Genomic DNA, 26,050 nt, shown 5'->3' on the forward strand with positions numbered 1-26,050 from the left:
CCTGTGGAGGGACGCAATGCCGCACGGTTAAGTTGTACAGGCCAGTGAGGGCCAGTGAGCCCGGCCGCTGACACAAAGTCAACCCTACAGCGGAGAGCAGGGTCAGACCCGGCGGGACTCGGCGTCCCCGTCTGACCCTGATGCCGCTAAGTTAAGGCGTATAGGTCAGCGAGCCGCTGGCTTTTCTGAAACCCAAGACCAGAAACTGGGGTCAGACCCGCCGGGTCTGACCCCGGCCCTTCGCCGTAGGGGTTGCTTATGGTTCTTAACTTGGCGCCACCACCGTCCGCCCCCGGCTCTCCGCCGTAGGGTCACAAATGTCAGCGCTCCGCTGGACCTATGGAAACGCCAGCACCGGCGGCTCTTCTCCGGCAAAGTTGAAGTTCGGGTGGCGCTGGGCGATCATGTCCTCGATCTCGCGCAGGCGGCGCACGGGGACATCGACCATCATCAATACCTGGCCCTGCTGCACGCGGTCCGTGTACTGTTCCAGCTTCTTGTTGGGAATGGCGCAACCGTTCATGCCCGACGCCCATGCGCCGAACACGGCGCCACCCAGCGCCATCAGCAGCATCGTCCCGGTCGGGACTTCCAGGCCATACGGCTCGGTCAGCGCGAGCGTGAAGCCGACCAGGAAGCCGACGATCGCGCCCATCACGATGCCGACCTGGGCGCCGTGCACAAGGTCGGTTTTCAACGCGAAGCTGCAGCCGGGCAGGTCGTCTGGCAGCGTGCCTTCGCGCGACATGAAGTGGATGCGCCGCTCCTCGATGCGGGCGAGCAGCAACTCGTCGAGCATGGCGCGGGCAGCGGATAGATCGGGCAGCAGGTAGTAAAGACGACGTCGCATGATGGTGTCTCCGGTGGTGGTTTGCGGCAGCAGGGGGCATGGCATTGCAGCCTTACCTTTCGTTATAGTCGTTGCGCCGCACAATGCAATCCGGACAGCAGAAAATTTCCGAAAACGCCCAAGCGTTGCCGTCTTCGACACAAGTTATTGAAAATTAAGAGGTTTTCCCGTCAATTTGCGGCGCCGACTCGCGCGGAGCCGGCCCGATTTTGGTACAATCCTGTCGATGAACTCCCCAGTAAACCTCTTCGCGACCGTCCCCAAGCGGTCTGCCCGCGCTGCTGCCGCGCCTTTCCTGCCCATGACCCGTGCCGAAATGGACAAGCTGGGCTGGGACGAGTGCGACGTCATCCTGATCACGGGCGATGCCTACATCGACCACCCCAGCTTCGGCATGGCCCTGGTCGGCCGGCTGCTGGAGGCGCAGGGGTTCCGGGTGGGTATCATCAGCCAGCCCGACTGGCATTCCGCCGAGCCGTTCCGCGCGCTGGGCAAGCCGCGCCTGTACTTCGGCGTCACGGCGGGCAATATGGACTCGATGGTCAACCGCTACACGTCCGACCGCAAGATCCGCTCCGACGACGCCTACACGCCGAACGGCGAGCCGAACAAGCGCCCCGACCGCGCGGTAACGGTGTATGCGCAGCGCGCCCGCGAAGCCTTCCCCGGCACGCCGATCGTCATCGGCAGTATCGAGGCCTCGCTGCGCCGGATCGCCCATTATGATTACTGGTCCGACAAGGTGCGCAAGTCCGTGCTGATGGATTCGAAAGCGGATTTGCTGCTGTTCGGTAACGCCGAGCGCGCCCTGGTCGACCTGACGCACCGGATGGCGGCCGGCGAGGACATCAAGGCGATCCGCGACCTGCGCGGCACCGCTTTCCTGGCGCCGCACGGCTGGATGCCGTCGCCCGAATGGGGCGTGCACAATTCCACCCGCGTGGACGTGCCCGGCAAGATCGATGTCCATCCCGACCCGTACGCGATGGCGCAGGAAGACAAGGCCGCGTGCGCCACTGAAAACGCGGCCAGCGCGCCCGAAGTGGTGAAGCCCATCCGCATCATGACGCGCGAGGAACGCCAGGCGATGGCGCGCGAAAAGCACAGCAAGACCGTCGTGCGGCTGCCGTCGTTCGACGTGGTCAGCACCGACCCCGTCATGTACGCCCACGCGTCGCGCGTGTTCCACCTGGAATCGAATCCGGGCAACGCCCGCGCGCTGGTGCAGCAGCACGGCGAGCGCGACGTGTGGATCAACCCGCCACCGTTGCCGCTGGCGATGGACGAGATGGACGGCGTGTACGACATGAACTATGCGCGCGCGCCGCACCCGAGCTATGGCAACGCCCGCATCCCGGCGTGGGAAATGATCCGTTTCTCCGTCAATATCATGCGCGGCTGCTTCGGCGGCTGCACGTTCTGCTCGATCACGGAACACGAAGGGCGCATCATCCAGAGCCGCTCGGAGCCGTCGATCCTGCGTGAAATCGAACACATCCGCGACAAGACCAAGGGCTTCACGGGCACGATTTCCGACCTGGGCGGGCCGACCGCGAACATGTACCGGCTGGCGTGCAAGGACAAGAAGATCGAGGAATCGTGCCGCCGCCTGTCGTGCGTGTACCCGTCGATCTGCGTCAACCTGGGTACCGACCACAGCAAGCTGATCTCGCTGTACCGCAAGGCCCGCGCCATCCCGGGCGTGAAGAAGATCCTGATCAGCTCCGGCCTGCGCTACGACCTGGCCGTGCGCTCGCCCGAGTACGTCAAGGAACTCGTCACCCACCACGTGGGCGGCCTGTTGAAGATCGCGCCGGAGCACACGGAACCGAACGTGCTGAACAAGATGATGAAGCCCGGCATCGGCGCTTACGACGCGTTCAAGGCCATGTTCGAGAAGTTCTCCGTGGAAGCGGGCAAGAAGCAGTACCTGATCCCGTACTTCATCGCGGCCCACCCGGGCACGACGGACGAGGACATGCTGAACCTGGCGCTGTGGCTGAAGAAAAACAACTTCCGCCTCGACCAGGTACAGACGTTCATGCCGACCCCGATGGCCATGGCGACGACGATGTATCACTCGCGCAAGAACCCCTTGCACAAGGTGACGGATACGTCGGAAACGGTCGAGACGCCCCGCAGCGGCAAGATCCGCAAGGCGCACAAGGCGTTCCTGCGCTACTACGATCCGGAAAACTGGCCGATCCTGCGCGAGACGCTGCAGCGCATGGGCCGTGGCGACCTGATCGGCAATGGCGAGAAGCACCTGATCCCGGCCTGGACGCCAGGCGAGGAGCACATGAAAGCGGCGCCGGAAGGCAAGCGCGCGATGCCGACGCTGGCGCCGGGCGCACGGCCACGCGCGCCGGCCGGGGCCAGCGCCGGCCGTGCCGTGCCGGGCCAGCGCGCCGCCGCCGTGCCGCGTGGCGGCCGGCCGAATGCGTTGACGGGGTCCGTCACGGCGCGGGAAGCCATCGAGACCAAGGTACGTCCGTCGATCCTGGACACGATCAAGGTCAAGCCCAAGGCGGCGCCGGTCCGCGCCGGCGCGAAGCCCGTCAAGGCTGGCCGCAAATAGTGTGAGGACGGTGCCGGCCACACGGCCGGCACCTGGCAATTGCTGCAATCTTGCCATGTCTGATGCTAGGAAGCCACAGGCGGCGCAGCCCAGCCGTGGAAGGCAGTACAATCGAACCATGCCTCGTCCCGCCAACCCTGCTCATCCATAGCCCGTGCATTCCACACTGGTCGCGTTCATTGACGGCGGCTGGCGCCGGTACAGCCGGCGGTTGCTGGTCGTGGGCGCATGCGTGTTGTGGGGCAGCGCGGCGGGAGCCCAGCAGCGCGACCAGGTCGTGCTCCAGCTGAAGCACACGCACCAGTTCCAGTTTGCCGGCTACTACGCGGCGCTGGAAAAAGGTTTTTACCGGGAAGCGGGGCTGGACGTCACGATCCTGGAAGGGGCCGACGGCGATGCGCCCGAGCGCGCCGTGCTGTCCGGCCGCGCCCAGTTCGGCACGGGCAGCAGCACCCTGCTGCTGTCGCGCCTGTCCGGCAAGCCGGTCGTCGTGCTGGCCGTCGTGTTCCAGCATTCGCCCTATGCGCTGGCCATGCGCCAGCAGGGCAGCGTGCCCGACCTGCGCCGCATCATCGGCGGCAAGATCATGCTGGGCCCGCAAGCGGACACGCTCAACCAGGCCGATGAGCTGGTCGCTTACCTGCGCAAGGAAGGCGTGGCGCCGGAGCGGCTGGACCGGGTCGAGCACAGCTACAACCCCGACGACCTGATCAAGGGGCGGGTCGACGCGATGTCGATCTACACGACCAACGAGCCCGATTACCTGGACCGGGCCGGCTTCCCTTACGACATCTATTCGCCCCGCACGGCCGGCATCGACTTTTACGGCGACAACCTGTTTACCAGCGAGCACGAGATCAGCGCCAACCCGGCGCGCGTCAAGGCGTTCCGCGCGGCCAGCATGCGCGGCTGGCAATACGCGATGAGCCACCAGGAGGAGATGGTCGACCTGATCCTGGCGAAATATTCGCAGAAGCACGACCGCCAGCACCTGTTGTACGAAGCGCGCCAGATGGTGCCGCTGGTACAGCCCGTGCTGGTCGAAGTGGGGTACATGAACCCTGACCGCTGGCAGCACATTGCCGACGTCTACACCGACCTGGGCCAGTTGCCGCGCGGCGCGTCGTTCAGCGGCTTCCTGTACAACACCGACAGCGGCCCGAACCTGGCCTGGCTGTACCGCATCCTCGGCGTCGCGGCGGCCTTGCTGCTGCTGGGCGCGGCTGTCCATGTGGCGTTGCTGGCGCGCGAGCGGGGGCGCGCCGACGAAGCCATCCGCAAGGGCGAGGAGCGCTTCCGCACGATGTTCGAGGCGGCGCCGATGGGCATCGCGCTGATCGACACCGTGACGGGCTCGTTTTCCGACCACAATCCCCGTTACCTGGAGATCGCCGGCCGCACGCCGGAGCAGATGGCCGCCTGTGCATGGACCGACCTGATTCATCCGGAGGACCTGCCGGACTGCGCGATGCAGATGCAGCGGCTGCAGGAGCGCGAAATCCCGGGCTTTCGCAGCACGTTGCGCATGATCCGCGCCGACGGCTCGACAGTGTGGGTCGAGGCCTCCGTCGTGCCCGTGGATGCCGACAAGCCGGGCCCGCGGCTGAAGCTGTGCATGATCGAGGACGTGACGGACCAGAAGGAAACGGAAGCGCTGATCTGGCAGCAGGCGAATTTCGATCCGCTGACGCAGTTGCCGAACCGGCGCATGTTCCTGGACCGGCTGCACCACGACATCGTCAAGAGCCGGCGCGACGGCTCGCGCATCGCGATCCTGTTCATCGACCTCGACCATTTCAAGGAAGTCAACGATACGCTGGGCCATCACCAGGGCGACGTGCTGCTGGTGGACGCGGCCCGCCGCATCGGCACCTGCGTGCGCGAATCCGATACGGTGGCGCGCCTGGGTGGCGACGAATTCACCGTCATCCTGCCGGCGTTGCAGGATGCGGAGCGGGTCGACGCCATCGCGCAGAACATCATCGACACCCTGCTGGCCCCGTTCACGCTGGGCGAGGAACAGGCGTTCGTCTCGGCCAGCATCGGTATCACGCTGTATCCGGACGACGCCAGCAGCGTGGAAGACCTGCTCAAGCACGCGGACCAGGCCATGTACGCGGCCAAGGGTGCGGGGCGCAACCGCTTCAGCTACTTCACGCCCGCGCTGCAGGTGGCGGCACTGAACCGGATGCGCCTGACCAACGACCTGCGCAGCGCCATCAAGGGCGAGCAGCTGAGGCTGTACTTCCAGCCGATCGTCGAGCTGCGCACGGGGGCCATCCACAAGGCCGAGGCGCTGCTGCGCTGGGAGCACCCGCAGCGCGGCCTCGTCAGTCCACTGGAATTCATTCCGCTGGCCGAATCGAGCGGGCTGATCGTCGATATCGGCCAATGGGTCTTCAACGAATCGTTGCGCTGGGTCCAGCGCTGGCGCCAGCACGTGCATCCCGCGTTCCAGGTCAGCCTGAACCAGTCGCCGGTCGAATTCCAGCGCGAGGGCGGCACGTATGACGTGTGGCTGCGCGCGTTGCGCCAGCTGGACGTGCCGGGCCAGGCCATTGTTGTCGAGATCACGGAAGGCCTGCTGCTCGATGCCAGCACGATGGTCACGGACAAGCTGCTGCAGCTGCGCGACGCCGGCATCCAGGTGGCGCTGGACGACTTCGGCACCGGCTACTCGTCGCTGTCCTACCTGAACAAGTTCGACATCGACTACCTCAAGATCGACCGCAGCTTTACCCGCAACCTGGCGCCCGATTCCAGCGACATGGCGCTGTCGGAGGCCATCATCGTGATGGCACACAAGCTGGGTCTCGACGTGATTGCCGAAGGCGTCGAAACGGCCGAGCAGCGCGACCTGCTGGCCGCCGCCGGCTGCGACTACGGCCAGGGCTACCTGTTCGCGCGGCCGATGCCGGTCGAGGAGTTCGATGCGCTCCTGCAGGCCCAAGTGACGAGTACGGCGGGTTGACCGCCATGCCGACGCCGTACCTGCGCCGGCTCGGCGCGCTCGTGCTGGCCAACCTGTTCGGTACCGGCCTGGCATGGGCGCTGGCCGACGATCTCGTGACCTGGTCGGCGCAGCGCGATGTCGCCCGGGTCTCGTTGGGCGCCGGCGCCGTGTTGACCATGTGCCAGGCGGTGTTGTGCGCGCTGGCGCCGGCCCGGCTGATCGGGGCCCTGCTGTTCCAGGCCGGTGCCGGGCTGTCGCTGGCGTGGGTCATGTTCAACGGCATCCTGCCGCTGTGGTGGATGGAGGAGGTGGCGGAACCTGTCGGGACGTTCGCCTTGCTGGCGCTGGCGGTTACCAGCGCCGGGGCAGCCATGCGCGGCGCGGCCGGCTTTCGCGGTCGCTGGCGGGAACGCGGCGCGCAGGCGCTGGCCGGATATTACGAGCCTGCGCAGGGCCTGCTGGACTGGGAGATGATGCAGCGGCAACTCGCGCCGCCCGACGACACGTCCAATGCATTCCTGCGTGAACGCGGCAAACCTGCGCTGGCGGTCGTGGTTGGCGCTGTCCTGTTCATGCTGTTGGGGCCTGGCCTGGTCTTCGGGGCCTCGTCCGCCGCTGCGATGGCCTGGGCTGGGGCCATCGGGCTGGGGCTGGCGTTCTCCGTCGATCTGGCGGGCACGGCGCTGGCCCAGGCATACACCGTCCGGCAACTGGAACGGCGCGACGGCGCCGTTCTCTCCGCATTTCCACCTGGGAAGCGGCGCCAACGCAAGCGCCGTCGCTGACGCTCTTCGCCATTCGTTCCGCAAGGCGCCCGCCTGCTGCCATCCGTTGAAACGGCGATAATAGCCGTCTCGCTAGTTGTTTCGATAGTCAAACTCAATTGACATCATCGGAACAATCAATTTTTCAAATAGCCGAGATCTAGCTAAACTGACGTCTCATTGATTCACAAACCTCACGAGGAAAACACAAATGTCCCTGATCAACACCCAAGTAAAACCGTTCAAAGCTACCGCTTACCACGCTGGCAAGTTCGTTGAACTGAGCGAAGAGTCCCTGAAGGGCAAGTGGTCGGTGTTCGTGTTCTACCCGGCCGACTTCACGTTCGTGTGCCCGACCGAACTGGAAGACCTGGCTGACAACTACGCGGAATTCCAGAAGCTGGGCGTGGAAGTGTACGGCATCTCGACCGACACCCACTTCGCCCACAAGGCATGGCACGACACGTCGGACGCCATCAAGAAAGTGAACTACCCACTGATCGGCGACCCGACCGGCCTGCTGTCCCGTAACTTCCAGGTCATGATCGAAGAAGAAGGCCTGGCACTGCGCGGCACGTTCGTCATCAATCCGGAAGGCTTCATCAAAGTGCTGGAAGTCCATGACAACGGCATCGGCCGTGACGCTTCGGAACTGCTGCGCAAGGTCAAGGCGGCCCAGTACGTCGCTTCCCACCCAGGCGAAGTGTGCCCAGCCAAGTGGTCGGAAGGCGCTGCCACCCTGACCCCGTCGCTGGACCTGGTCGGCAAGATCTAAGCAGTACGCAGTAAATCAGTAGTGCACGCTGCCGGACATGTGTCCGGCAGCGAATAACGAAAGGAAGAATGTCATGCTGGATGCAAATCTCAAAACCCAACTGAAAGCCTATCTGGAAAAAGTGGTGCAGCCGATTGAGATCGTCGCATCGCTGGATGACTCCGCCAAAGCGCGGGAAATGCAGGAACTGCTCGCCGATATCGAAGGCTTGAGCGACAAGATTACTGTCATCGAGGACAACGCCGCCAACGTGCGCAAGCCGTCGTTCTCGATCAACCGTGCCGGCAGCGACATCGGCGTGCGCTTTGCCGGCATCCCGATGGGCCATGAGTTCACCTCGCTGGTGCTGGCCCTGCTGCAGGTGGGCGGCCACACGATCAAGCTGGACGAGGCGACGATCGAACAGATCCGCAACCTGGACGGCGACTACGAATTCGAGACCTTCATCTCGCTGTCGTGCCACAACTGCCCTGAAGTGGTGCAGGCACTGAACGCGATGTCGGTCATCAACCCACGCATCAAGGTCACGACGATCGACGGTGGCGTGTTCCAGAAGGAAGTCGAGGACCGCCAGATCATGGCCGTGCCGATGATGTTCCTGAACGGCGAACACTTCGGCCAGGGCCGTACCAACGTGGAAGAAATCCTGGCCAAGCTGGATACCAACGCCGGTGCCCGCCAGGCTGTGGAACTGAACAAGAAGGACGTGTTCGACGTGCTGATCGTCGGCGGCGGTCCGGCCGGCGCGGCCTCGGCGATCTACGCCGCCCGCAAAGGCATCAACACCGGGGTGCTGGCCGAGCGTTTCGGCGGCCAGGTGCTCGATACCCTGGCGATCGAGAACTTCGTCTCCATCAAGGAAACGGACGGTCCGAAGTTCGCTGTCGCGCTGGAGCAGCACGTCAAGGAATACGAAGTCGACATCATGAACACCCAGCGCGCCGTCAAGCTGGTGCCGGGCCGCATCGCCGAAGTGCACACCGCCACCGGCGCCGTGCTGAAGGCCAAGACCGTGATCCTGTCGACGGGTGCCCGCTGGCGCGAGATCAACGTGCCGGGCGAGAAGGAATACCGTAACCACGGTGTGGCATATTGCCCGCACTGCGACGGCCCGCTGTTCAAGGGCAAGCGCGTGTCCGTGATCGGCGGCGGCAACTCCGGTGTCGAAGCGGCGATCGACCTGGCCGGCATCGTCCAGCACGTCACGCTGATCGAGTTCGGTGGGGAACTGCGTGCCGACGCCGTGCTGCAGCGCAAGCTGCGCTCGCTGCCGAACGTCACTGTGATCCTGTCGGCCCAGACGACGGAAATCCACGGCGACGGCAAGAAGGTGAACGGCCTGTCGTACAAGGACCGCAACAGCGGCGAGCTGCACCGCGTCGAGCTGGAAGGCGTGTTCGTGCAGATCGGCCTGGTGCCGAACACGGAGTGGCTGAAGGGTACCGTGGCGCTGTCCAAGCATGGCGAGATCGAGATCGATGCCAAGGGCCAGACGTCGGTGCCGGGCGTGTTTGCCGCCGGCGACGTGACGACGGTGCCGTACAAGCAGATCGTCATCGCGGTGGGAGCAGGCGCGACGGCGGCACTGTCCGCGTTCGACCACCTGATCCGCTCCGGCGACGACGAAGTGGAAGCCGAGCAGGAAAAGATCGCCACCGCGGCGTAAGCGGCGCAGCAATAAAAACGGGAGCCGCGGCTCCCGTTTTTTATTGGCTGGGAATCGGAGGCTGTCCCCAATTTGAAATCGGGGACAGCCTCCGATTTATTTCAGGTCGATGCTGGCCTGCTTGACGCGCAAGGAGTGGGCGTAGCGGTGCCGGGCCTGCAGGCGCGCGTCGGTGACGAGGACGCCGATCGTTTCGCCCACCACCATCACCACGCCCAGCAGCGGCAGTACCAGCATCAGGCCTGTCACGCCGGCCAGGGCGCCGCCGATGAAGATCATCAGCACCGTCACGAGCGGATGGATACGCAGGCTGCGGCCCAGTGTCAGCGGCATGAAGACGAAGTCGTCCAGCAGGCGCGCAGCAATGAAGACAAAAATGGCGCTGTACGCCAGCATGTTGTTGTCCGGCGCATCGGCGGCGGCGACCAGTACCACCAGCAGGCAGCCGGCGATCGAGCCGACGTAAGGCACCCAGGCCAGCACGGCCGCGATGAATCCCAGCAGCAGCGCCGCCTGCATGCCGATGGCCCACAGGCCCACCGACAGTACGAGCGTATCGATGATCGTCAGCTTCAGCATGCCGTGGAAGTAGCGCCGCGCCGTCTGGTCCACCTCGTGCAGCAGGTACAGCGTCTTTTCAAAGAACGCGTTCGGCACGGCGCGCGCCAGGAAGCGCTTGAAGCGGCGGCCATCGCGCAGGAAGAAGAACGTCAGGAAGGGCGCCAGCAGCAGCGACGGCACCCAGGCGGCCGCGCCCACCAGCACGTCGGTCAGGTGGCGCTTGACGAAGCCGCGTGTATAGCTGGCCAGGCTGGCGTCCATCTCCTCGCCCAGGTGCGCCGGCCGCAGGAACGGGAACTGTGTTTCCAGCGCCCGCATCATGTTGCGCAGGAAGCGCATGCCGGCCGAGAGGTAACGGGAAGGCAGTTCGTGCCATGCCGTCGAGGGGGCGGGGATCCAGGCGATCATTGCCAGCACGACCAGCAGCAGGATCAGCAGGAAGCCCACACCGACGATGAGCGCGGCCGTATTGCGCGAATAGCCCATGCGCAGCAGCCGCTGCATGGGCGACAGCAGCATGTAATACAGGATGATCCCCACGAGGAACGGCACCGACAGCCACAGCACCTGTTGCAGCAGGTACAGCAGCACACACGTGGCGGCGATGATGCCGGACCAGACGATCGGTCCCGAACGCTGCGGTTCGCCCATCACAAGGCTCCGATCCTGGGCCGCTCCGGATCCATCTCGCCGCGCAGCATGGCGGCGATGTGCCGCGCCAGTGCGAGCGAGATCTTGTAGCCGATCACGGCATCGGTCTCCATCAAGCCCATGAAGTCGGCGCGGAAGAACACGGCCAGCTCGCAGTTGTCCCATGCGCGGGCCTGGGCATTGCGGGGCGAGTTGTCCAGCAGTGCCAGGTCGCCGAAGAAAGCCCCCGGCGACAGCTCCGTCAGGATTTCCGGCGCGCCGTTGATCGTACGGCTGATCTGCACGTGGCCGGCCGTGACGAGGTACAGCGCCTGGCCTTCCTCGCCTTCGTCGAAGATGATTTCGCCGGCAAGGTAGCGGCGCTCGTGCATCAGTCCGTCGACGATCTTCAGTTCCAGCGGAGTCAGCGTGTTGAGCAGGTCGCTTTCGCGCAGCCGGTGCAGGCGGGGCGACAGGGGAGGCGGTTTCAGGAAGCCAAAAATCACGAATACTCCGGGTGGAACGACGATGAGGGTTTCGTCATCATTGTCGCCGGTTTTGTGCGGTGCGGGGTGGCTGCACTGAAGTGTGCTGTGGTTGTTGCGCGGGAAAGACAAGGCGCCAAGTGCCGCGAACCCTCTTCGACCCAAAGGCCGAGAGCTGGGGTCAGACCCGGCGGGTCTGACCCCGGTCCTTCGCCGACCGTGGAATAGAAAAAGGCCCCGACGAATCGGGGCCTTTCTCAGTGTTGGCGGAGCGGACGGGGCTCGAACCCGCGACCCCCGGCGTGACAGGCCGGTATTCTAACCAACTGAACTACCGCTCCAATTGCCATTGCGCTGATGCTGCAACGACAAAAAAGCTGCGTGAAAAAAGCCCGATAATCGGGCTCCCTTCGGAATCCTGGCGGAGCGGACGGGGCTCGAACCCGCGACCCCCGGCGTGACAGGCCGGTATTCTAACCAACTGAACTACCGCTCCAGGTCTTCATGAAGTTCGTGGTGGGCGCTGAGAGGCTCGAACTCCCGACCTAATCCTTGTAAGGGATCCGCTCTACCAACTGAGCTAAGCGCCCGCTACCATCTTTCGAACTTCGAACGTTTGTCACAACGTTCAGAAGAGGCCGTATTCTACTGCGCCGTTTCTCGATTCCGCAAGGCCTTTTGCAAAAAAATGCTGATTTTCGCTAACGAGTTCGCCTGGTAAGCAGCCTGTCCGATTACCTGGAACGTTATCGCCAGGTCGCCGCCAGCGCCGCAGAATCCGGGACAGCGTTGACGAATTCCTCGACAATGCAGCTTACTCCTGACCATTGCAAAGGCAAGCCATGGACACTGCCGCCCGCGACCACTATTTCAGCGACTTCGCCCAGGCCCTGCGCTACTGGCGCGGCAAGCGCGGCCTCAGCCAGCTGGCGCTGTCGGCCGAGGCGAATGTTTCCCAGCGCCACATCAGCTTCCTGGAAAGCAGCCGGGCGCAACCCAGCCGCGAACTGGTCCTGAAGCTGGGCCTCGTGCTGGATGTGCCGCTGCGCCAGCGCAACGCCATGCTGCTGGCGGCCGGTTTCGCGCCAGCCTACCAGGAGCGCGACCTGTCCGACCCGGAATTGGCCGCCGTGCGCCAGGCGCTGGAATTCATGCTGGCGCAGGCGGCGCCGTACCCCGCGCTGGTAGTGGACCGGCTGTGGAACCTCGTCATGGCCAACGAGCCGGCGGCCGCCATGATGCGCTTCCTGCTCGACATGCCGGCCTACGCGCCGATTCCGCGCGACGGTTCGCTGAACGTCATCCGCCTGACCTTGACCGCGCTGCGGCCCGTGATCGCCAATTGGGAGGAAGTCTGCGCTGACCAGCTGCTGTGGATCCAGCGCGAGGCCATGAGCGACGGCCCCGGCAGCGAGGCCACGGCCTTGCTGCACGAGTTGACGGCACTGCCCGGCATCGGAGCTCAGGTGCAGGCGCCCAACCTGGAGCGGCGTGCCCTGCCGTTCCTGCCGCTGACCCTGCGCAAGGGGGACGTCACGTTGAACCTGTTTACGACGATCACGACCCTGGGCACGCCGCACGACGTGACCGTGCATGAACTGCGCCTGGAATCGTTCTTCCCGGCCGACGAGGCCAGCGCGGCATGGTTCCGCGCGCTGGCCGGGAAATACGACTAGCTTAGAACTCTTCCCACTCGTCGCTTTGCGGCGCCTTCGCGGCCGGCTTGGCGCGTGCCGGCCCAGCCGACGATGCCGCACGGCGTTCGTCGCGCGGCGGTGCGGCCGGACGGGCCGGCGTGGCGGCCGCCAGCTTCAACGGCTGCGCGGATGCGGGCTTCGGCGTCACCAGCACGGGCGCGACCGCGGCGGCGGCACTGTCGAGGCGGAACACGGCAATTGCCGCCGACAGGCGCTCGGCCTGTTCGCGCAGGCTGGCCGCCGCCGCCGCCGCTTCCTCCACCAGGGCCGCGTTCTGCTGCGTGGTGTTGTCCATCGCGACGATCGTCGTGTTGATCTGCTCGATCCCGGCGCTCTGCTCCTGGCTGGCGGACGTGATCTCGTTCATGATGGCCGCCACCTGCTGCACGGAGGCGACGATGCGCCCCATGGTCGTGCCCGCTTCGTCCACCAGGCGACCGCCCGCGTCCACCTTCTCGACGGAGTCGTTGATCAGCTCCTTGATCTCCCTGGCCGCGCTGGCCGAGCGCTGTGCCAGGTTGCGCACCTCGCTGGCGACGACGGCGAAGCCACGGCCCTGCTCGCCCGCCCGCGCCGCCTCCACGGCGGCATTCAGCGCCAGGATATTGGTCTGGAAGGCGATGCCGTCGATGACGCCGATGATGTCCACGATCTTGCCCGAGCTCTCCTTGATGGAGCCCATCGTCTGCACGACCTGGCCCACCACGTTGCCGCCCTGGTTGGCGTGCTCGGCGGCGGAGGTGACGAGGATGTTGGCCTGGCGCGCGTTGTCCGCATTCTGGCGCACGGTCGACGTCAGTTCCTCCATCGACGATGCGGTTTCCTCCAGGCTGGCCGCCTGCTGCTCGGTGCGGCCGGACAGGTCCATATTGCCCGTCGCAATCTCGGCCGACGCCGTATTGATGGTATCGGTGCTGTCGCGCACGGCGCGTACGGTCCGCGTCAGGCCCTGCGTCATGTCCTGCAAGGCTGCCAGCAGACGCCCCGTTTCATCCTTGCGGTGCGTGTCGATGGCGACCGTCAGGTCGCCGCCCGCCACCGCCTCGGCCACGTGCACCGCTTCCAGGATCGGCTGCGTGACGGAGCGCGTGATCAGGTAGCCCGCCAGTGCCGACACGGCCGTGGCGACGATCAGCAGCGCGATCATCGTCGTGGTAGCCGTGTGGGCGGCGTCGCCCGCCGCCTTGCCGTCGGCCGCCATCAGTTCGCGCTGGTCCGTCAGCAGCACGTCGAGCTTGCCGAAGTAGGCGTTCTGGGCCGGCACGACACTGGCAAACAACGCTTGCACCGCGCCCTCGCGGTCGCCACCGCGGAACTGGGCGATCGCCTTTTCGCGTACGTCGCGGTAGGCCGCGAACGCGTCGCGCTGGTCCTCGAACTTGCGCCTGGTATCCGCCCGCACGATGATTTTTTCCAGTTCCTGCGCCTTTTCCGCGCCGACGCGGTCGGCATCGACCAGTCCTTCGAGGAACTTGGCGGTGGCGGCGGGGTCGGGCGCCAGCATCGCATTGCGCACCGCCTGGGCGCCCCGGTTGGCGTAGCTGCGCATGTCGTTGATCAGCGCCACCTTGGCATAGCGGTCGTTGACGATCGCTTCGGCCAGCGCATCCATCTTCTGCACGCGGCTGATACCGATGAGCGACATGATCAGCATGATCAGGATCGTGATGGCGAATCCGACGGCCAGCCGGGCCCCGATCTTGAGGTTGGACAGAGTCATGGTTTTTCCTAACGGTTCAGAACGAGTGGCGGATGCCGAGGGCGTAGCTCATGGCCGTCGGCAGCGTGGTGATGCGGTCGCCCATGGCCACCGTGTACAGGTCGGTGCGCTTGGACAGCCGGTAGTCGTAGCCCAGCGTAGCGGTGCGGCGCGAACGCTCGCTGCCGATCAGGCGGCCGCTGCGCTGCGTATCGGCCACGCCGAACAGGATGGCGCCGGGCCCGGCCGGGATGGCGATGCCGGCGCTGGCCGTGCGGTCGCGCAGGCCTTCCGTGCCGGCCGCATCGTTCACGGTACGTTGCCATGTCCCGTACAGCTTCAGCAGCCGGAAGTCGTAGCTGGCCCCCAGGAACCAGGCACGCTGTTCGTCGATCGCCGCATAGTTGACGGGCGCGCGGGTGACGTCGAGGATGGCGCCGCCGGGATTCGGATTGCTGTCGCGGATACGGTGGGCAAACGCGCTCAGTGCCAGCGGGCCCTGGTTGTACAGCGTGCTGACGGCGAGGTTGTTCTTGCTCGACTGACCCGCCTTTTCGCCGGCCTGGAAATGCAGGCTGGCGCGCAGGCCGTTCCAGCCCGGCGTCGTGTAGACGACGTGGTTGCTCCAGCCGCTGTCGGCGGCATTCGTCGCGGCCCACGTGCGGGCGCCGAAGCGGCCGGTGGGCACGTACGAGTGCAGCACGAGGGGCGCGAACGTGAACGAATCGCCGAACGGATTGAACAGGATGTTGGGCAGGAAGCTGGGCGCGGAAGCGCGGCCCACCTGCAGGCGGCCGAAGTCGCCGGCCAGGGCCACGTTGGCATCGCGCGAAAACATGTTGTCGCCACCGAAGCGGCCCGACGTGCCCGTGTCGGTCTGGAAGAAGCCCGTCAGGAAGAACTCCGCGCGCAGCCCGCGCCCCAGGTCTTCCGAGCCCTTGAAGCCGAACCACGAGGTGGTCATGCCGCCGCTGCCGACGACGGTCTGGTGCGCCGCGTCGCCGCTGTTCTTCAATGAGCCGGCAAAGGCGTCGACGCCGCCCATGACGGTGATCTGGCTTTGCGCCGACGCGGGGACGGCGAACAGGGCACAGGACAGGGCACAGGACAGGGCGCCGGACAGGAATAAGGCCAGGCTGTGAGCCCGGCAGGAGACGGTGGTGTCGGTCATGACGGTCGAGGCAGTGGAAAGCTCCGATGCTACGCCGTCCGGCCCGCGCACAGCGCGTGCACGCATGAATTGTCGGGCAGATGTTGCAAAAAAACGATGGACATTGTGCTACTTGTCGAGCCGCTAAGTGCTTGATCGCTATCGCTTTTGTTGTGGCGATGACAATGCTGGCGCAGGGTGTTGGATACTGGATATAATCACAGTACCGCTCATTCTGCCAGCCGTATGACCCAGCCGCCGCGCCGCATTGCCCATCTCGACATGGACGCCTTCTATGCGTCCGTCGAACTGCTGCGCTACCCGGAGTTGCGCGGCCAGGCGGTCGTCATCGGCGGCCGCTCGGCCAATGCGCCGGTGCTGCGCGCGGACGGCACGCGCGATTATGCCCGGCTGCGCGACTACACCGGCCGCGGTGTCGTCACGACGTCGACCTACGAAGCGCGGGCGCTGGGCGTGTTCTCCGCGATGGGCATGATGAAGGCGGCCGCGCTGGCGCCAGATGCCGTCCTGTTGCCCGCCGATTTCGACTCCTACCGCCACTATTCGCGCCTGTTCAAGAGCGCGGTCGCCGCCATCGCGCCCCATATCGAGGACCGCGGCATCGACGAGATCTACATCGACCTGACCGAGCATCCCGACGAGACGCGGGTGCTGGCCCAGCGGATCAAGGACGCCGTGCACGATGCGACGGGGCTGTCGTGTTCGATCGGCATCGCCCCCAATAAACTGCTGGCAAAGATCTGCTCGGACCTGGAAAAGCCGAACGGCATGACGATCGTCTCGTATGACGACGTGCCCCTGCGTATCTGGCCGCTGGCGGTGCGCAAGATCAACGGCATCGGTCCCAAGGCCAATACCAAGCTGGTCGCGCTGGGCATCGAAACGGTGGGACAGCTGGCGCAGGCCGAACCGAAGCTGCTGCAGGAGCATTTCGGCCTGAACACGGCGCAATGGCTGCGCGACGTCGCGCACGGCCACGATACCCGCGCCGTCGTCACCAGTTCCGAGCCGAAGGGCATCAGCCGCGAGACGACGTTCGAACGCGACCTGCACGCCAAGCACGACCGCACCGCGCTGTCGGACATTTTTACGCGGTTGTGCGTGCGCCTGGCGGAAGACCTGCACCGCAAGCGCTACGCCGGCCGCACCGTCGGCATCAAGCTGCGCTATGCCGACTTCCATACCGTCACACGCGACGTGACGTTGCCGCAGCCGACCGCGGATGCCGCCACGATCCGGCGCGCGGCCGGCGAATGCCTGCGCCGGGTACCGCTGGAGCAGCGCATCCGGCTGCTGGGCGTGCGGGTCAGTGCGCTGACGCCGCTGGACGAGCTGGCGCAGCAGCGCCTGCCCGTGCAGGGCGATCTGTTCGAGCAGCCCTGAGCAGGCAAGAATGGCTGCCAGGCAAGCTTGCCAGCCTGCCAAGCTTGCCCAACTAACCGATGACTTGGCCTGTCCGGACCGGTAGAATACCGTTCCCCCGGAATTAGCTGATCGAGGCAAACAACGTTATGTGGTTCAAGAATCTCCAGATTTACCGTCTGCCCGCGCCGTGGGCATTTACCCCCGAACAACTGGAAGAAGCGCTGCGTCCCCATGCCTTCACGCCGGCCAGCAGCAACGAGCTGATGCGCCAAGGCTGGGATTCGCCACGTGGCAACGGCGCGCTGGTTCACGTCGTCAACAAGCAGATGCTGATCCTCCTCGGCACCGAGAAAAAGCTGCTGCCGACCACGGTCGTCAACCAGGTTGCCAAGGCCCGTGCGCTGGAAATGGAAGAGCAGCAAGGTTTCGCGCCCGGCAAGAAGGCGATGAAGGAACTGAAGGAGCGCGTGCACGACGAACTGCTGCCGCGTGCCTTTACCATCCGCGGCAATGTGTGGACGTGGATCGACCCCGTCAACGGCTGGCTGGTCGTCGATGCGGCCAGCCCGGCCAAGGCGGATGAAGTCATCAAGCTGCTGCTGAAGGCGGTGGACCGGATGCCGCTGGAAAGCCTGCGCGTGCAGCGCTCGCCGGTGGGCGTGATGACGGCCTGGCTGCAGGACGACGAGGCGCCGGCCGGCTTTACCGTCGACCAGGACACCGAACTGCGCGCCACGGGCGAAAGCAAGGCCGCCGTGCGCTACGTGCGCCACACGCTGGAACCGGAGGAAGTGCGCCGCCATATCGCCGCGGGCAAGCAGTGCACGCGCCTGGCGATGACGTGGGACAGCAAGATCTCGTTCGTGCTGACCGAGGCGCTGGCCATCAAGAGCGTCAAGCCGCTGGACGTGCTGAAGGAAAACGAAGCCGTCACCCGCAACGACGACGAGCGTTTCGATGGCGACTTCATGCTGATGACGGGCGAACTGTCCAAGCTGCTGAAGGACGTGGTCGAAGCGTTGGGCGGCGAAGCGACCGCCTGACCGACCGTGTGAGTTCCTGGCGGCGCCCCGTCCCTTGCGGACCGGGCGCCGTTGTTCATTGCTGCGCGTTTATTTCGTCTGGAATACGCCGGCCGCGCGGTTCTTCTGCACGTTGTTCCAGTCGAACACGGTGCCGTTCATGGCCACGTAGACGCCAGGCGGCAAGGCCTGGGCGACGCCGCAGGCGAATCCCAGGTTGAAGAACGCGTCGGAATTGTCGATCTCATAGGGAATCATCGCGCCCGTCAGTACGATCGTCTTGGCGAGCGCTGCCGGGCCCAGCACGGCCGCCGTTTCCGGCATCGTGTCGGTGCCGTGCACGATGACGATGGCGCTTTCGGTGGCGGCCTGGCAGGAAGCCAGTACGCGGGCGCGGTCGGCGTCCTGCATGTCGAGCGAGTCCAGCAGCGGCAGCTGTTCCAGCTCGACGGGCACTGTCAGGCGGGCGCGGGCAATGGCGGCGGGCAGGTGGCTGTCGGCAAAGCCGAGCGTGCCGTTCAGTTCGTTGTAGTGCTTGTCGAAGGTGCCGCCGGTGGCGACGATGCGCAGAGTCATGGTAAAGCCGATAACGAGTTGCAGAATGCTCAATGATAGCGCGCGGCGCCGGGCCAGAACCAGCAAATCTTTCTATGCGCTCATCTGGTAACTTGTTGCGTCGTTGAGTACACTAGAAAGCTGTTCCGACGTGGCCGGCGTTGCAGCGTTCCTGTCGCGTTTCCTCGCTCCGAATCTGAACATTGACCATTGACCCCTGGCCGCCGTTCCTGTTTTCACTCCGCAACGACCATGAAAGCGCTCGCTCCCGGCACCGTCATCTTCCACCGTCATCGCGGCTATGGCGTCATCACGGCCGTCAACTTGCTGACGGGCTGGATCGCCGCGCGCTTCGGCAGCGAGAGCCGCACGCTGGACCTGAACCTTTCCACCGATGAGGTGCAGTACGCCGATGGCGAAGCGATCCTGTTCCGCCGGGCACCGCCGGACCGGATGCCGCACGCGCGCCTGATGGCACTGGTGCGTGCACTGCACGAGGCCGGTTATCAGAAGCTCTACCTGTATTCGTGGCCAAAGCCGTCCGGCCTGCATTGGCGCTGGCACCTGTTCACGGGCACGCGCGACTGGATGCAGCGTTCCTGGCGCGAGGGCTGGTATGGCTCGGGGGCCGACTACAACGTCAATCCCGTCATGGGCTGGGGCGACAACCCGGGGGCCACGACACAGGAGCTGATCCACGCCCTGGCGAAGTTCGACCCGCAAGGCCTGGCCCAGGCATTGGGCCGCGACGACGACCACACCGCGTGGTTCGCGCAGGTCTGCGACGCGCTGCTGCCGGGCTACATGTACAGCCTGGACATGCAGCGCCCCAACGGCGGCCCGCTCGTGGAAATGCCGCCCGTGCCCGTCATACCCGTGCGTGCCGGCCTGCCGCCGTACAGCGGCCCCGACATCGGCTGGCCGCCGGGCTGGGCCGGCCTGTGGACGAAAGTCCATGCGATGCCGGCACGCCGCATCAACCTGACGGGCATCCCTGAAGCCTGACCACAGCCGAGCCTGTGTCCACCATGGGGTCACACCCCGACATGGACACGGGCTCAGCCGTTGACCTCACCGTTGGGCTCGTGTCTTTGTCGGGGTGTGACCCCGAGGTGGACACGATCTCAGCTGTTGGGTGACCTGAGGTGCTGGCGGTACTCGGGGTTCAGGATCGTCGCGCATTGTCCCGCTTCGAAGTCCAGCAGGTTCTGGAAGGCGTGGCGGAAGTACAACTCGTAGCTGTCCTTCTCGACGTAGCCCAGGTGTGGCGTCGCCAGCACTTGCGGCATGCGCAGCAGCGGCGAATCCGCCGGCAGCGGTTCGTCAGGGAATACGTCCAGTGCGGCCGAACCCGGACGGCCGCTGCGCAGGGCGCTCTCCAGGGCGCCTTCTTCCACCAGCTCGGCCCGGCTCGTATTGACGAACAATGCCTCCGGTTTCATCCGTGCCAGATCCTTGGCCGTGACGCTGCCGCGCGTGGCGTCGGCCAGGCGCAGGTGCACGGTCAGCACGTCCGCTTGCTCGAACAACGCTTCCTTCGATGGCGCCGCCCGGTAGCCGTCCGCGACGGCCGCGGCGCGGCTGGCCTCGCCGCCCCAGACCAGCACGTCCATGCCGAACGCGCGGCCATAGCCGGCGACGAGCTTGCCGATCTTGCCGTAGCTCCATATGCCCAACGTGCGGCCGCGCAGCACCGTACCCAGCGTATTGAACGGTTGGTTGGTCGAGACCGTTTGCCAGGCGCCCGCTTTCAGGTGGCTGGCATACGGCACGATCTTGCGCGCCGCGGCCATGATCAGCGCCCACGTCAGTTCCGCCGGCGCCGTGGGGGAGCCGACACCTTCGACGATGGCGATCCCCAGCTCGGTGGCCGCGGCCACGTCGACGTGCCCGCTGACCTTGCCCGTCTGCGAAATCACCTTAAGGTTGGGCAACCTCGACAGCAGCGCGCGGTTCAGCTGGGTGCGCTCCCGGATCAGCACGATGGCGTCGAAGGGCGTCAAGCGCGCCACCAGCTGGCCCGTACCGCGGATGGAATTGTTGAAGACCTTGACGTCGTGATCGTCCAGCAGACCGAAGCAGTCCAGCTCGCGGACGGCGTCCTGGTAGTCGTCAAGAATGGCAATTTTCATGGGGTTCCGTTTAATTGGTAGGGAAATAACAGGATCGTGAATATCTCGAATAGCCTACTACATTAGTCAAGCATTTTTCCTACATTTTTGTTAGAAATGCCCGGGTGCAGGTGTACAATCGGCCAGATCGCGGAAGTAGACAGATGAGCACGTCCCGGCCCGCAGCGCGATCCCTCGCGCGGCCAGATTCGATGGTGCCCGCTCTTCCCCGACCGCAATATCTCCCGCCCGCCCCGGCCGGGAGCGCGCCCTCGAGCAATCAGCGCAGCGACAGAACCGCCGTACCGCCGAAGCATTTCGAATGCCTTTCCGAGCGCAAGCCATGAGCTGACGACGAGCCTGCCGAGTACCGGATTCTTTATTCGCATTGGAGCTTTTATGAATCAGCCAGTCATGGGAGGCGTTGCAACAGTGAACGCACCAGCTTACATCAAGCAGCAAAAACTGATCAACTGGGTGGCCGAGATCGCCGCCCTGACCAAGCCGGACCGCATTTACTGGTGCGACGGCTCGCAGGAAGAGTACGACCGCCTGTGCGCGGAAATGGTTGCCGCCGGCACCATGAAGAAACTGAACGAAGCCAAGCGCCCGAATTCCTACCTGGCCTGCTCCGACCCGTCGGACGTGGCGCGCGTGGAAGACCGCACGTTCATCTGCTCGGCCACGAAGGAACAGGCCGGCCCGACCAACAACTGGACCGACCCGACCGAGATGCGCGGCACCCTGAACGGCCTGTTCGACGGCTGCATGACGGGCCGTACGATGTACGTCGTGCCGTTCTCGATGGGCCCGCTGGGTTCGCCGATCGCCCACATCGGCGTGGAACTGTCCGATTCGCCTTACGTTGCCGTCAACATGCGCGTGATGACCCGCATGGGCAAGGCCGTCTACGACGTGCTGGGGGAGAACGGCGAGTTCGTGCCCTGCGTGCACTCCGTCGGCGCGCCGCTGGCCGCCGGCCAGAAGGACGTGCCGTGGCCATGCAACAGCACCAAGTACATCGTGCATTTCCCGGAAACCCGTGAAATCTGGTCGTACGGTTCCGGCTATGGCGGCAACGCGCTGCTGGGCAAGAAGTGCTTTGCGCTGCGGATCGCCTCGAACATGGGTTACCAGGAAGCGCAGCAGGGCGGCGCTGGCTGGCTGGCCGAGCACATGCTGATCCTGGGCGTGGAATCGCCGGAAGGCAAGAAGCACTACGTGGCGGCGGCATTCCCGTCCGCTTGCGGCAAGACCAACTTCGCCATGCTGATCCCGCCGGCCACCTTCAAGGGCTGGAAGATCACGACCATCGGCGACGACATCGCCTGGATCAAGCCGGGCGCCGACGGCCGCCTGTACGCGATCAATCCGGAAGCGGGTTACTTCGGCGTGGCCCCGGGCACGAACGAGAAGACCAACTTCAACTGCATGGCCTCGCTGAAGGAAAACACCATCTTCACCAACGTCGCGCTGACCGACGACGGCGACGTGTGGTGGGAAGGCATGACGAAGGAAGCGCCCGCCCACCTGATCGACTGGCAGGGCAAGGACTGGACGCCGGCCTCCGGCACCAAGGCTGCGCACCCGAACGCACGCTTCACCGTGTCGGCCGTGCAGAACCCCGTGATCGACCCGGCCTGGGACGATCCGGCCGGTGTGCCGATCTCCGCATTCATCTTCGGCGGCCGCCGCTCGACGACCGTGCCGCTGGTAACGGAAGCGCGTGACTGGGTCGAAGGCGTCTACATGGCCGCGACCATGGGCTCGGAAACGACGGCCGCCGCCGCCGGCCAGATGGGCATCGTGCGCCGCGACCCGTTCGCGATGCTGCCGTTCATCGGCTACAACATGAGCGAGTACTTCCAGCACTGGCTGGACCTGGGCAAGAAAATCGCCGACAAGAACCCGGCCGACCTGCCGAAGATCTTCTGCGTCAACTGGTTCCGCACCGACGAGCACGGCCACTTCGTCTGGCCTGGCTTCGGCGACAATATGCGCGTGCTGAAGTGGATGCTGGAGCGTATCGAAGGCGAAGCGGGCGGCATCGAGACGCTGTTCGGCACGACGCCGCGCTATGGCGACCTGAAGTGGGACGGCATCCCGTTCTCGCCGGAAGAGTTCGAGACGATCACGTCGATCGACAAGGACGCCTGGCGCGAAGAGCTGAAACTGCACGCGGAACTGTTCGACAAGCTGGCGCACCGCCTGCCGAAGGAACTGACCGACAACAAGGCCAAGCTGGAAGCACGCCTGGCGGGTTGATCGGCTGATTCGTTCGCCAGCACCTCGCTGGCGTGCGCTTGGGGACTGTCCCTTCGGGACTGTCCCCGGTTTTTTTCTGCGGCGCATGCGGGATAATGGACGGCATACCAGACAGTCACGTGACCTCAAGAGCCATCCATGCCTGCACCGCACATCCAGTTCTCCCCCGCCAACCCCATCCTGCGCATCTTCGACGAACAAAAAGCCCGCGCGTTCTACGTGGATTTCCTGGGCTTCGCCGTCGATTGGGAACACCGCTTTGCCGACGGCATGCCGCTGTACCTGCAGCTCAGCCGTGATGGCCTGGTGCTGCACCTGTCCGAGCACCACGGCGACGGCACGCCAGGTACCGTGCTCTTCCTGCCCATGGCCGGCATCCATGCCTGGCAAGCCCAACTGGCAGCACAAGCCTACGGCTACGCCCACCCGACAGTCGAGACGGTGCCCTGGGGCGAGCAGATGGAAATCGCGGACCCGTTCGGCAACCGGCTGCGTTTTTGCGAGCTGGGCGACGATTAGCGCATCGTCATCGCGGCGTCACATGAGGCCGCAATAATCTGGCATCTCCCGTCCGGAGGCTGCCATGTCCCGTACCCTGCTTGCCTTGCTTGCGCTGCTGTCCGCTTGCAGCGGCGTCGATGTTTCGCCCGTCACCGCCATCCCGCCGCCGCCCGTCGATCCCGGTTTCGTCGAGCTGGTGCCGGCACCACAGGCGGGCTACTTGCACCGTGTGGCGTACGGCATGCCGGCCGATCGCGGGGAAGGTATCGCGGCGGGTGCGGAGGCCCTGTTGGCGAACCGCCTGCCCTACCTGGACGCCATGCAACGCCGGGCCGTGCTGCGCAGCACGGCGCTGCCGTCCGGCTACCTGAACCTGGACGCGGCGGCGCGCGGTTATCGTACGTTCACGGGCAATGTCGTCGTCACGCTGGACGCGGCACGCGGCGGCTACCACGCCCATGATGCCTGGCGCAACGACATCGGCGGTGGCGGCAAGCTGACGCTGCAAGGCAGCGGCACGCTGGCGCTGCATGGCCATAACAGCTGGGTGGGCGGCACCCAGGTCGACGGTGGCACGCTGGAGGCCGCATCCCCGCACGCGCTGGGCGATGGCGACGTCTACGTCGCCGTCGGTACTCTCGCGGGCGTGGCACGCGAGCGGCTGATCGTCCAGGGCAACTACACCCAGCTGACGTCGGCCACGCTGGCGCTGGCGCTGCAAGGCGCCGACAGCGGGCTGCACGTGCAAGGCGTCGCCACCATTGCCGGCGGCACGCTGCGCCTGCGTTTCGCCGAAGGCTACCGGCCGGCGCCGGGCAGCCGCCATGCCGTGCTGACGGCGGCGCGGCGCCGCGGCGTGTACGACATGATCGTCGTCGAAGGCCGCCAGGCCACCGCCCTGTACACGGCCACGGGCCTGACGCTGCGCATCGACGGCTGATTGCAGGTATGCTGTGCCGACAACACCCGGAGCATGGCAATGAACGAACACCAGGCGGGCGCACAGCCCGAACTCGATGATGACACGCTGGCCTTTGCACGCCGCGTGTTCCAGTATGCCCGCGCGGGCACGACGGACGAACTGGCCACGCTGCTGGCCCAGGGCCTGCCGCGCAACCTGCGCAACGAGCGGGGCGACAGCCTGCTGATGCTGGCCAGCTACCACGGCCACGTCGAGACGACGCGCCTGCTGCTGGAGCAGGGCGCCGATGCGGAACTGCAGAACGACGCCGGCCAGACGCCGCTGATGGGCGCCGCGTTCAAGGGCGACCTTGCCATGGCCACCTTGCTGCTCGACCATGGCGCGCAGGTGGACGGCATCGGCCGCGACGGCAAGACGGCGCTGATGTTTGCCGCCATGTTCGACCGCGTCGACATCGTGCGGTTGCTGCTGCAGCGCGGCGCCGATCCCGCCATCGTGGACGGCAGCGGCATGAGCGCCATCGACCTGGCGGCCAAGATGGGCGCGCAGAATGCCTACATGATGCTGGTGCGCTGACCGTCAGGCCCCGCCCTTGCTGAGGGCGAACGCGCACAGGAAGCCGGCCACCGTGATCAGGCCGGCGAAATCGTGCGCCTCCGCGAAGGCCTCGGGAATCATCGTATCGACCAGCATCGCGAGGATGGCGCCTGCGGCCACGGCCGTGGTCGCGGCGATCGCTTGCTCGGACAAGCCGCTGAACAGGGTGAAGCCGGCCAGCGCCGCAGCGCCCGAGGCCAGCGTGATGCCGCCCCAGATACCGAAGATGTAGGCGGCCGAGCGGCCCGCTTTTTTCATGCCGGCGGCGCTGGACAGCCCTTCCGGAATATTCGACAGGAAGATGGCCGCCACGGTTACGCCGCTGACGGCGCCACCCTTCAGCATCGACAGCCCGATGACGATCGATTCCGGAATCCCGTCCAGCAGCGCGCCCACGGCAATGGCCGCGCCGCTGCTGGCGTCGTCCTGCTGCTTCGGCTGGCGCTCGCCCGAGCGCTTGCGGTGCTTGGCACCGTAGGACGACAGCACGCGGTTGGCGGCCGTGTAGACGAGGGCACCGGCCAGGAAGCCGGCGGCCGTGGAGCGCAGGCCGCCCTGCGTGACTGCCTCGTCCATCAATTCGAACGAGAGCGCCGAAATCAGCACGCCGCTACCGAAGGCCATAACGGCGGCGATCAGCCGCTGGGGTACCTTGAGCCAGTAGCCGGCGGCGGCGCCCAGCAGCAAGGCGCCTCCGGCCACGAGGCCCCAGCCGCCCGCCTGCATCCATGGTGCCAAGCCGTCCATGCCATCTCCTGTCGCTGTCCGAACAGCCGCAGTCTACCTGGCCAGGCACTGACGGACCAGCCCGTGTCCCACCGCGGGGTCAGACCCCGAAGTGGGACACGGCCTCTGCTGTTACCGTCAATGCCGAGGCCATGTC

The 26,050-nt window shown here is 65.5% G+C and carries 21 protein-coding genes and 3 tRNA genes; 13 read left to right on the forward strand and 11 right to left on the reverse strand.

What is annotated here, in order from left to right; all coding sequences use genetic code 11:
* Positions 1-337: 337 nt before the first annotated feature.
* Complete coding sequence (locus tag PX653_RS22565; RefSeq protein ID WP_277414933.1) at positions 338-850, reverse strand: DUF1269 domain-containing protein; 513 nt, start codon at positions 848-850, stop codon at positions 338-340.
* Positions 851-1,076: 226 nt separating this feature from the next.
* On the opposite strand from PX653_RS22565, the gene PX653_RS22570 reads away from it, so the two are divergent.
* The 5 genes from PX653_RS22570 (at position 1,077) to ahpF (ending at position 9,586) form a co-directional block, all read left to right on the forward strand.
* Positions 1,077-3,428 (forward strand): YgiQ family radical SAM protein, encoded by a 2,352-nt coding sequence (locus PX653_RS22570; RefSeq protein WP_503827208.1) that lies wholly within the window; start codon positions 1,077-1,079, stop codon positions 3,426-3,428.
* 154 nt (positions 3,429-3,582) lie between these two features.
* A complete protein-coding gene (locus PX653_RS22575; protein WP_277414935.1) occupies positions 3,583-6,399 on the forward strand; it encodes an EAL domain-containing protein in 2,817 nt (938 codons plus the stop codon).
* Positions 6,396-7,166 (forward strand): hypothetical protein, encoded by a 771-nt coding sequence (locus tag PX653_RS22580; protein WP_277414936.1) that lies wholly within the window; start codon positions 6,396-6,398, stop codon positions 7,164-7,166. The genes PX653_RS22575 and PX653_RS22580 overlap by 4 nt, the downstream gene beginning before the upstream one ends.
* 190 nt (positions 7,167-7,356) lie before the next feature.
* Positions 7,357-7,920, forward strand: coding sequence for an alkyl hydroperoxide reductase subunit C (ahpC, locus tag PX653_RS22585; RefSeq protein WP_107139730.1), 564 nt, complete (start codon positions 7,357-7,359; stop codon positions 7,918-7,920).
* A gap of 73 nt (positions 7,921-7,993) precedes the next feature.
* The gene (gene ahpF, locus PX653_RS22590; RefSeq protein WP_277414937.1) at positions 7,994-9,586 is read left to right on the forward strand and encodes an alkyl hydroperoxide reductase subunit F; all 1,593 of its coding nucleotides are present in this window, start codon (positions 7,994-7,996) and stop codon (positions 9,584-9,586) included.
* Positions 9,587-9,682: 96 nt separating this feature from the next.
* On the opposite strand, the gene PX653_RS22595 is transcribed toward ahpF, so the two are convergent.
* The 5 genes from PX653_RS22595 to PX653_RS22615 all read right to left on the reverse strand — a co-directional run bounded on the left by PX653_RS22595 (position 9,683) and on the right by PX653_RS22615 (position 11,852).
* Positions 9,683-10,798: an AI-2E family transporter gene (locus PX653_RS22595; protein ID WP_277414938.1), complete on the reverse strand. Its 1,116-nt coding sequence runs from the start codon at positions 10,796-10,798 to the stop codon at positions 9,683-9,685.
* Positions 10,798-11,283: a cyclic nucleotide-binding domain-containing protein gene (locus PX653_RS22600; RefSeq protein ID WP_277414939.1), complete on the reverse strand. Its 486-nt coding sequence runs from the start codon at positions 11,281-11,283 to the stop codon at positions 10,798-10,800. The genes PX653_RS22595 and PX653_RS22600 overlap by 1 nt, the downstream gene beginning before the upstream one ends.
* 243 nt (positions 11,284-11,526) lie before the next feature.
* Positions 11,527-11,603: transfer RNA gene (locus PX653_RS22605), tRNA-Asp, on the reverse strand.
* 78 nt (positions 11,604-11,681) lie between these two features.
* Positions 11,682-11,758 (reverse strand) — tRNA-Asp (locus tag PX653_RS22610).
* A gap of 18 nt (positions 11,759-11,776) precedes the next feature.
* A tRNA-Val gene (locus tag PX653_RS22615) sits at positions 11,777-11,852 on the reverse strand.
* Positions 11,853-12,104: 252 nt separating this feature from the next.
* On the opposite strand from PX653_RS22615, the gene PX653_RS22620 reads away from it, so the two are divergent.
* The gene (locus tag PX653_RS22620; RefSeq protein ID WP_277414940.1) at positions 12,105-12,938 is read left to right on the forward strand and encodes a helix-turn-helix transcriptional regulator; all 834 of its coding nucleotides are present in this window, start codon (positions 12,105-12,107) and stop codon (positions 12,936-12,938) included.
* A 1-nt stretch (position 12,939) separates the two neighbouring features.
* On the opposite strand, the gene PX653_RS22625 is transcribed toward PX653_RS22620, so the two are convergent.
* Both PX653_RS22625 and PX653_RS22630 read right to left on the reverse strand, forming a co-directional pair.
* Positions 12,940-14,679, reverse strand: coding sequence for a methyl-accepting chemotaxis protein (locus PX653_RS22625; RefSeq protein ID WP_277414941.1), 1,740 nt, complete (start codon positions 14,677-14,679; stop codon positions 12,940-12,942).
* A 16-nt stretch (positions 14,680-14,695) separates the two neighbouring features.
* Positions 14,696-15,895, reverse strand: a complete 1,200-nt coding sequence (locus tag PX653_RS22630; RefSeq protein WP_277414942.1) for a porin — start codon at positions 15,893-15,895, stop codon at positions 14,696-14,698.
* A gap of 159 nt (positions 15,896-16,054) precedes the next feature.
* Between PX653_RS22630 and dinB the strand changes: the two genes are divergently transcribed.
* Together dinB and PX653_RS22640 are read left to right on the forward strand one after the other, a co-directional pair.
* Positions 16,055-17,212, forward strand: a complete 1,158-nt coding sequence (gene dinB / locus PX653_RS22635) for a DNA polymerase IV (protein ID WP_277414943.1) — start codon at positions 16,055-16,057, stop codon at positions 17,210-17,212.
* A 128-nt stretch (positions 17,213-17,340) separates the two neighbouring features.
* Complete coding sequence (locus PX653_RS22640) at positions 17,341-18,237, forward strand: recombination-associated protein RdgC (protein ID WP_277414944.1); 897 nt, start codon at positions 17,341-17,343, stop codon at positions 18,235-18,237.
* A gap of 69 nt (positions 18,238-18,306) precedes the next feature.
* Here PX653_RS22640 and PX653_RS22645 read toward each other — a convergent pair whose 3' ends face one another.
* Entirely contained in the window at positions 18,307-18,792 is a 486-nt protein-coding gene (locus tag PX653_RS22645; protein ID WP_277414945.1) for an asparaginase domain-containing protein, read from the reverse strand.
* A gap of 231 nt (positions 18,793-19,023) precedes the next feature.
* Between PX653_RS22645 and PX653_RS22650 the strand changes: the two genes are divergently transcribed.
* On the forward strand, positions 19,024-19,776 hold the full coding sequence (locus tag PX653_RS22650) for an L-asparaginase (RefSeq protein WP_277414946.1): 753 nt from the start codon (positions 19,024-19,026) through the stop codon (positions 19,774-19,776).
* A gap of 119 nt (positions 19,777-19,895) precedes the next feature.
* Here PX653_RS22650 and PX653_RS22655 read toward each other — a convergent pair whose 3' ends face one another.
* On the reverse strand, positions 19,896-20,903 hold the full coding sequence (locus PX653_RS22655; RefSeq protein WP_277414947.1) for a D-2-hydroxyacid dehydrogenase family protein: 1,008 nt from the start codon (positions 20,901-20,903) through the stop codon (positions 19,896-19,898).
* 378 nt (positions 20,904-21,281) lie between these two features.
* Here PX653_RS22655 and PX653_RS22660 point away from each other — a divergent pair, with 378 nt between their 5' ends.
* The 4 genes from PX653_RS22660 (at position 21,282) to PX653_RS22675 (ending at position 25,146) form a co-directional block, all read left to right on the forward strand.
* Positions 21,282-23,147 carry a phosphoenolpyruvate carboxykinase (GTP) gene (locus PX653_RS22660; protein WP_277414948.1) on the forward strand — a complete coding sequence of 622 codons (1,866 nt, stop codon included), beginning with the start codon at positions 21,282-21,284 and terminating at the stop codon, positions 23,145-23,147.
* Between the two features lie 153 nt (positions 23,148-23,300).
* Entirely contained in the window at positions 23,301-23,666 is a 366-nt protein-coding gene (locus PX653_RS22665; RefSeq protein WP_277418643.1) for a glyoxalase superfamily protein, read from the forward strand.
* A gap of 64 nt (positions 23,667-23,730) precedes the next feature.
* Complete coding sequence (locus PX653_RS22670) at positions 23,731-24,588, forward strand: autotransporter-associated beta strand repeat-containing protein (protein ID WP_277414949.1); 858 nt, start codon at positions 23,731-23,733, stop codon at positions 24,586-24,588.
* A 33-nt stretch (positions 24,589-24,621) separates the two neighbouring features.
* Entirely contained in the window at positions 24,622-25,146 is a 525-nt protein-coding gene (locus PX653_RS22675; protein WP_371876371.1) for an ankyrin repeat domain-containing protein, read from the forward strand.
* A gap of 3 nt (positions 25,147-25,149) precedes the next feature.
* On the opposite strand, the gene PX653_RS22680 is transcribed toward PX653_RS22675, so the two are convergent.
* A complete protein-coding gene (locus tag PX653_RS22680) occupies positions 25,150-25,914 on the reverse strand; it encodes a ZIP family metal transporter (RefSeq protein ID WP_277414951.1) in 765 nt (254 codons plus the stop codon).
* Between the last annotated feature and the right edge of the window lie 136 nt (positions 25,915-26,050).

Origin of the sequence: Pseudoduganella chitinolytica (assembly GCF_029028125.1) — a bacterium.
GTDB lineage: Bacteria > Pseudomonadota > Gammaproteobacteria > Burkholderiales > Burkholderiaceae_D > Rugamonas > Rugamonas chitinolytica.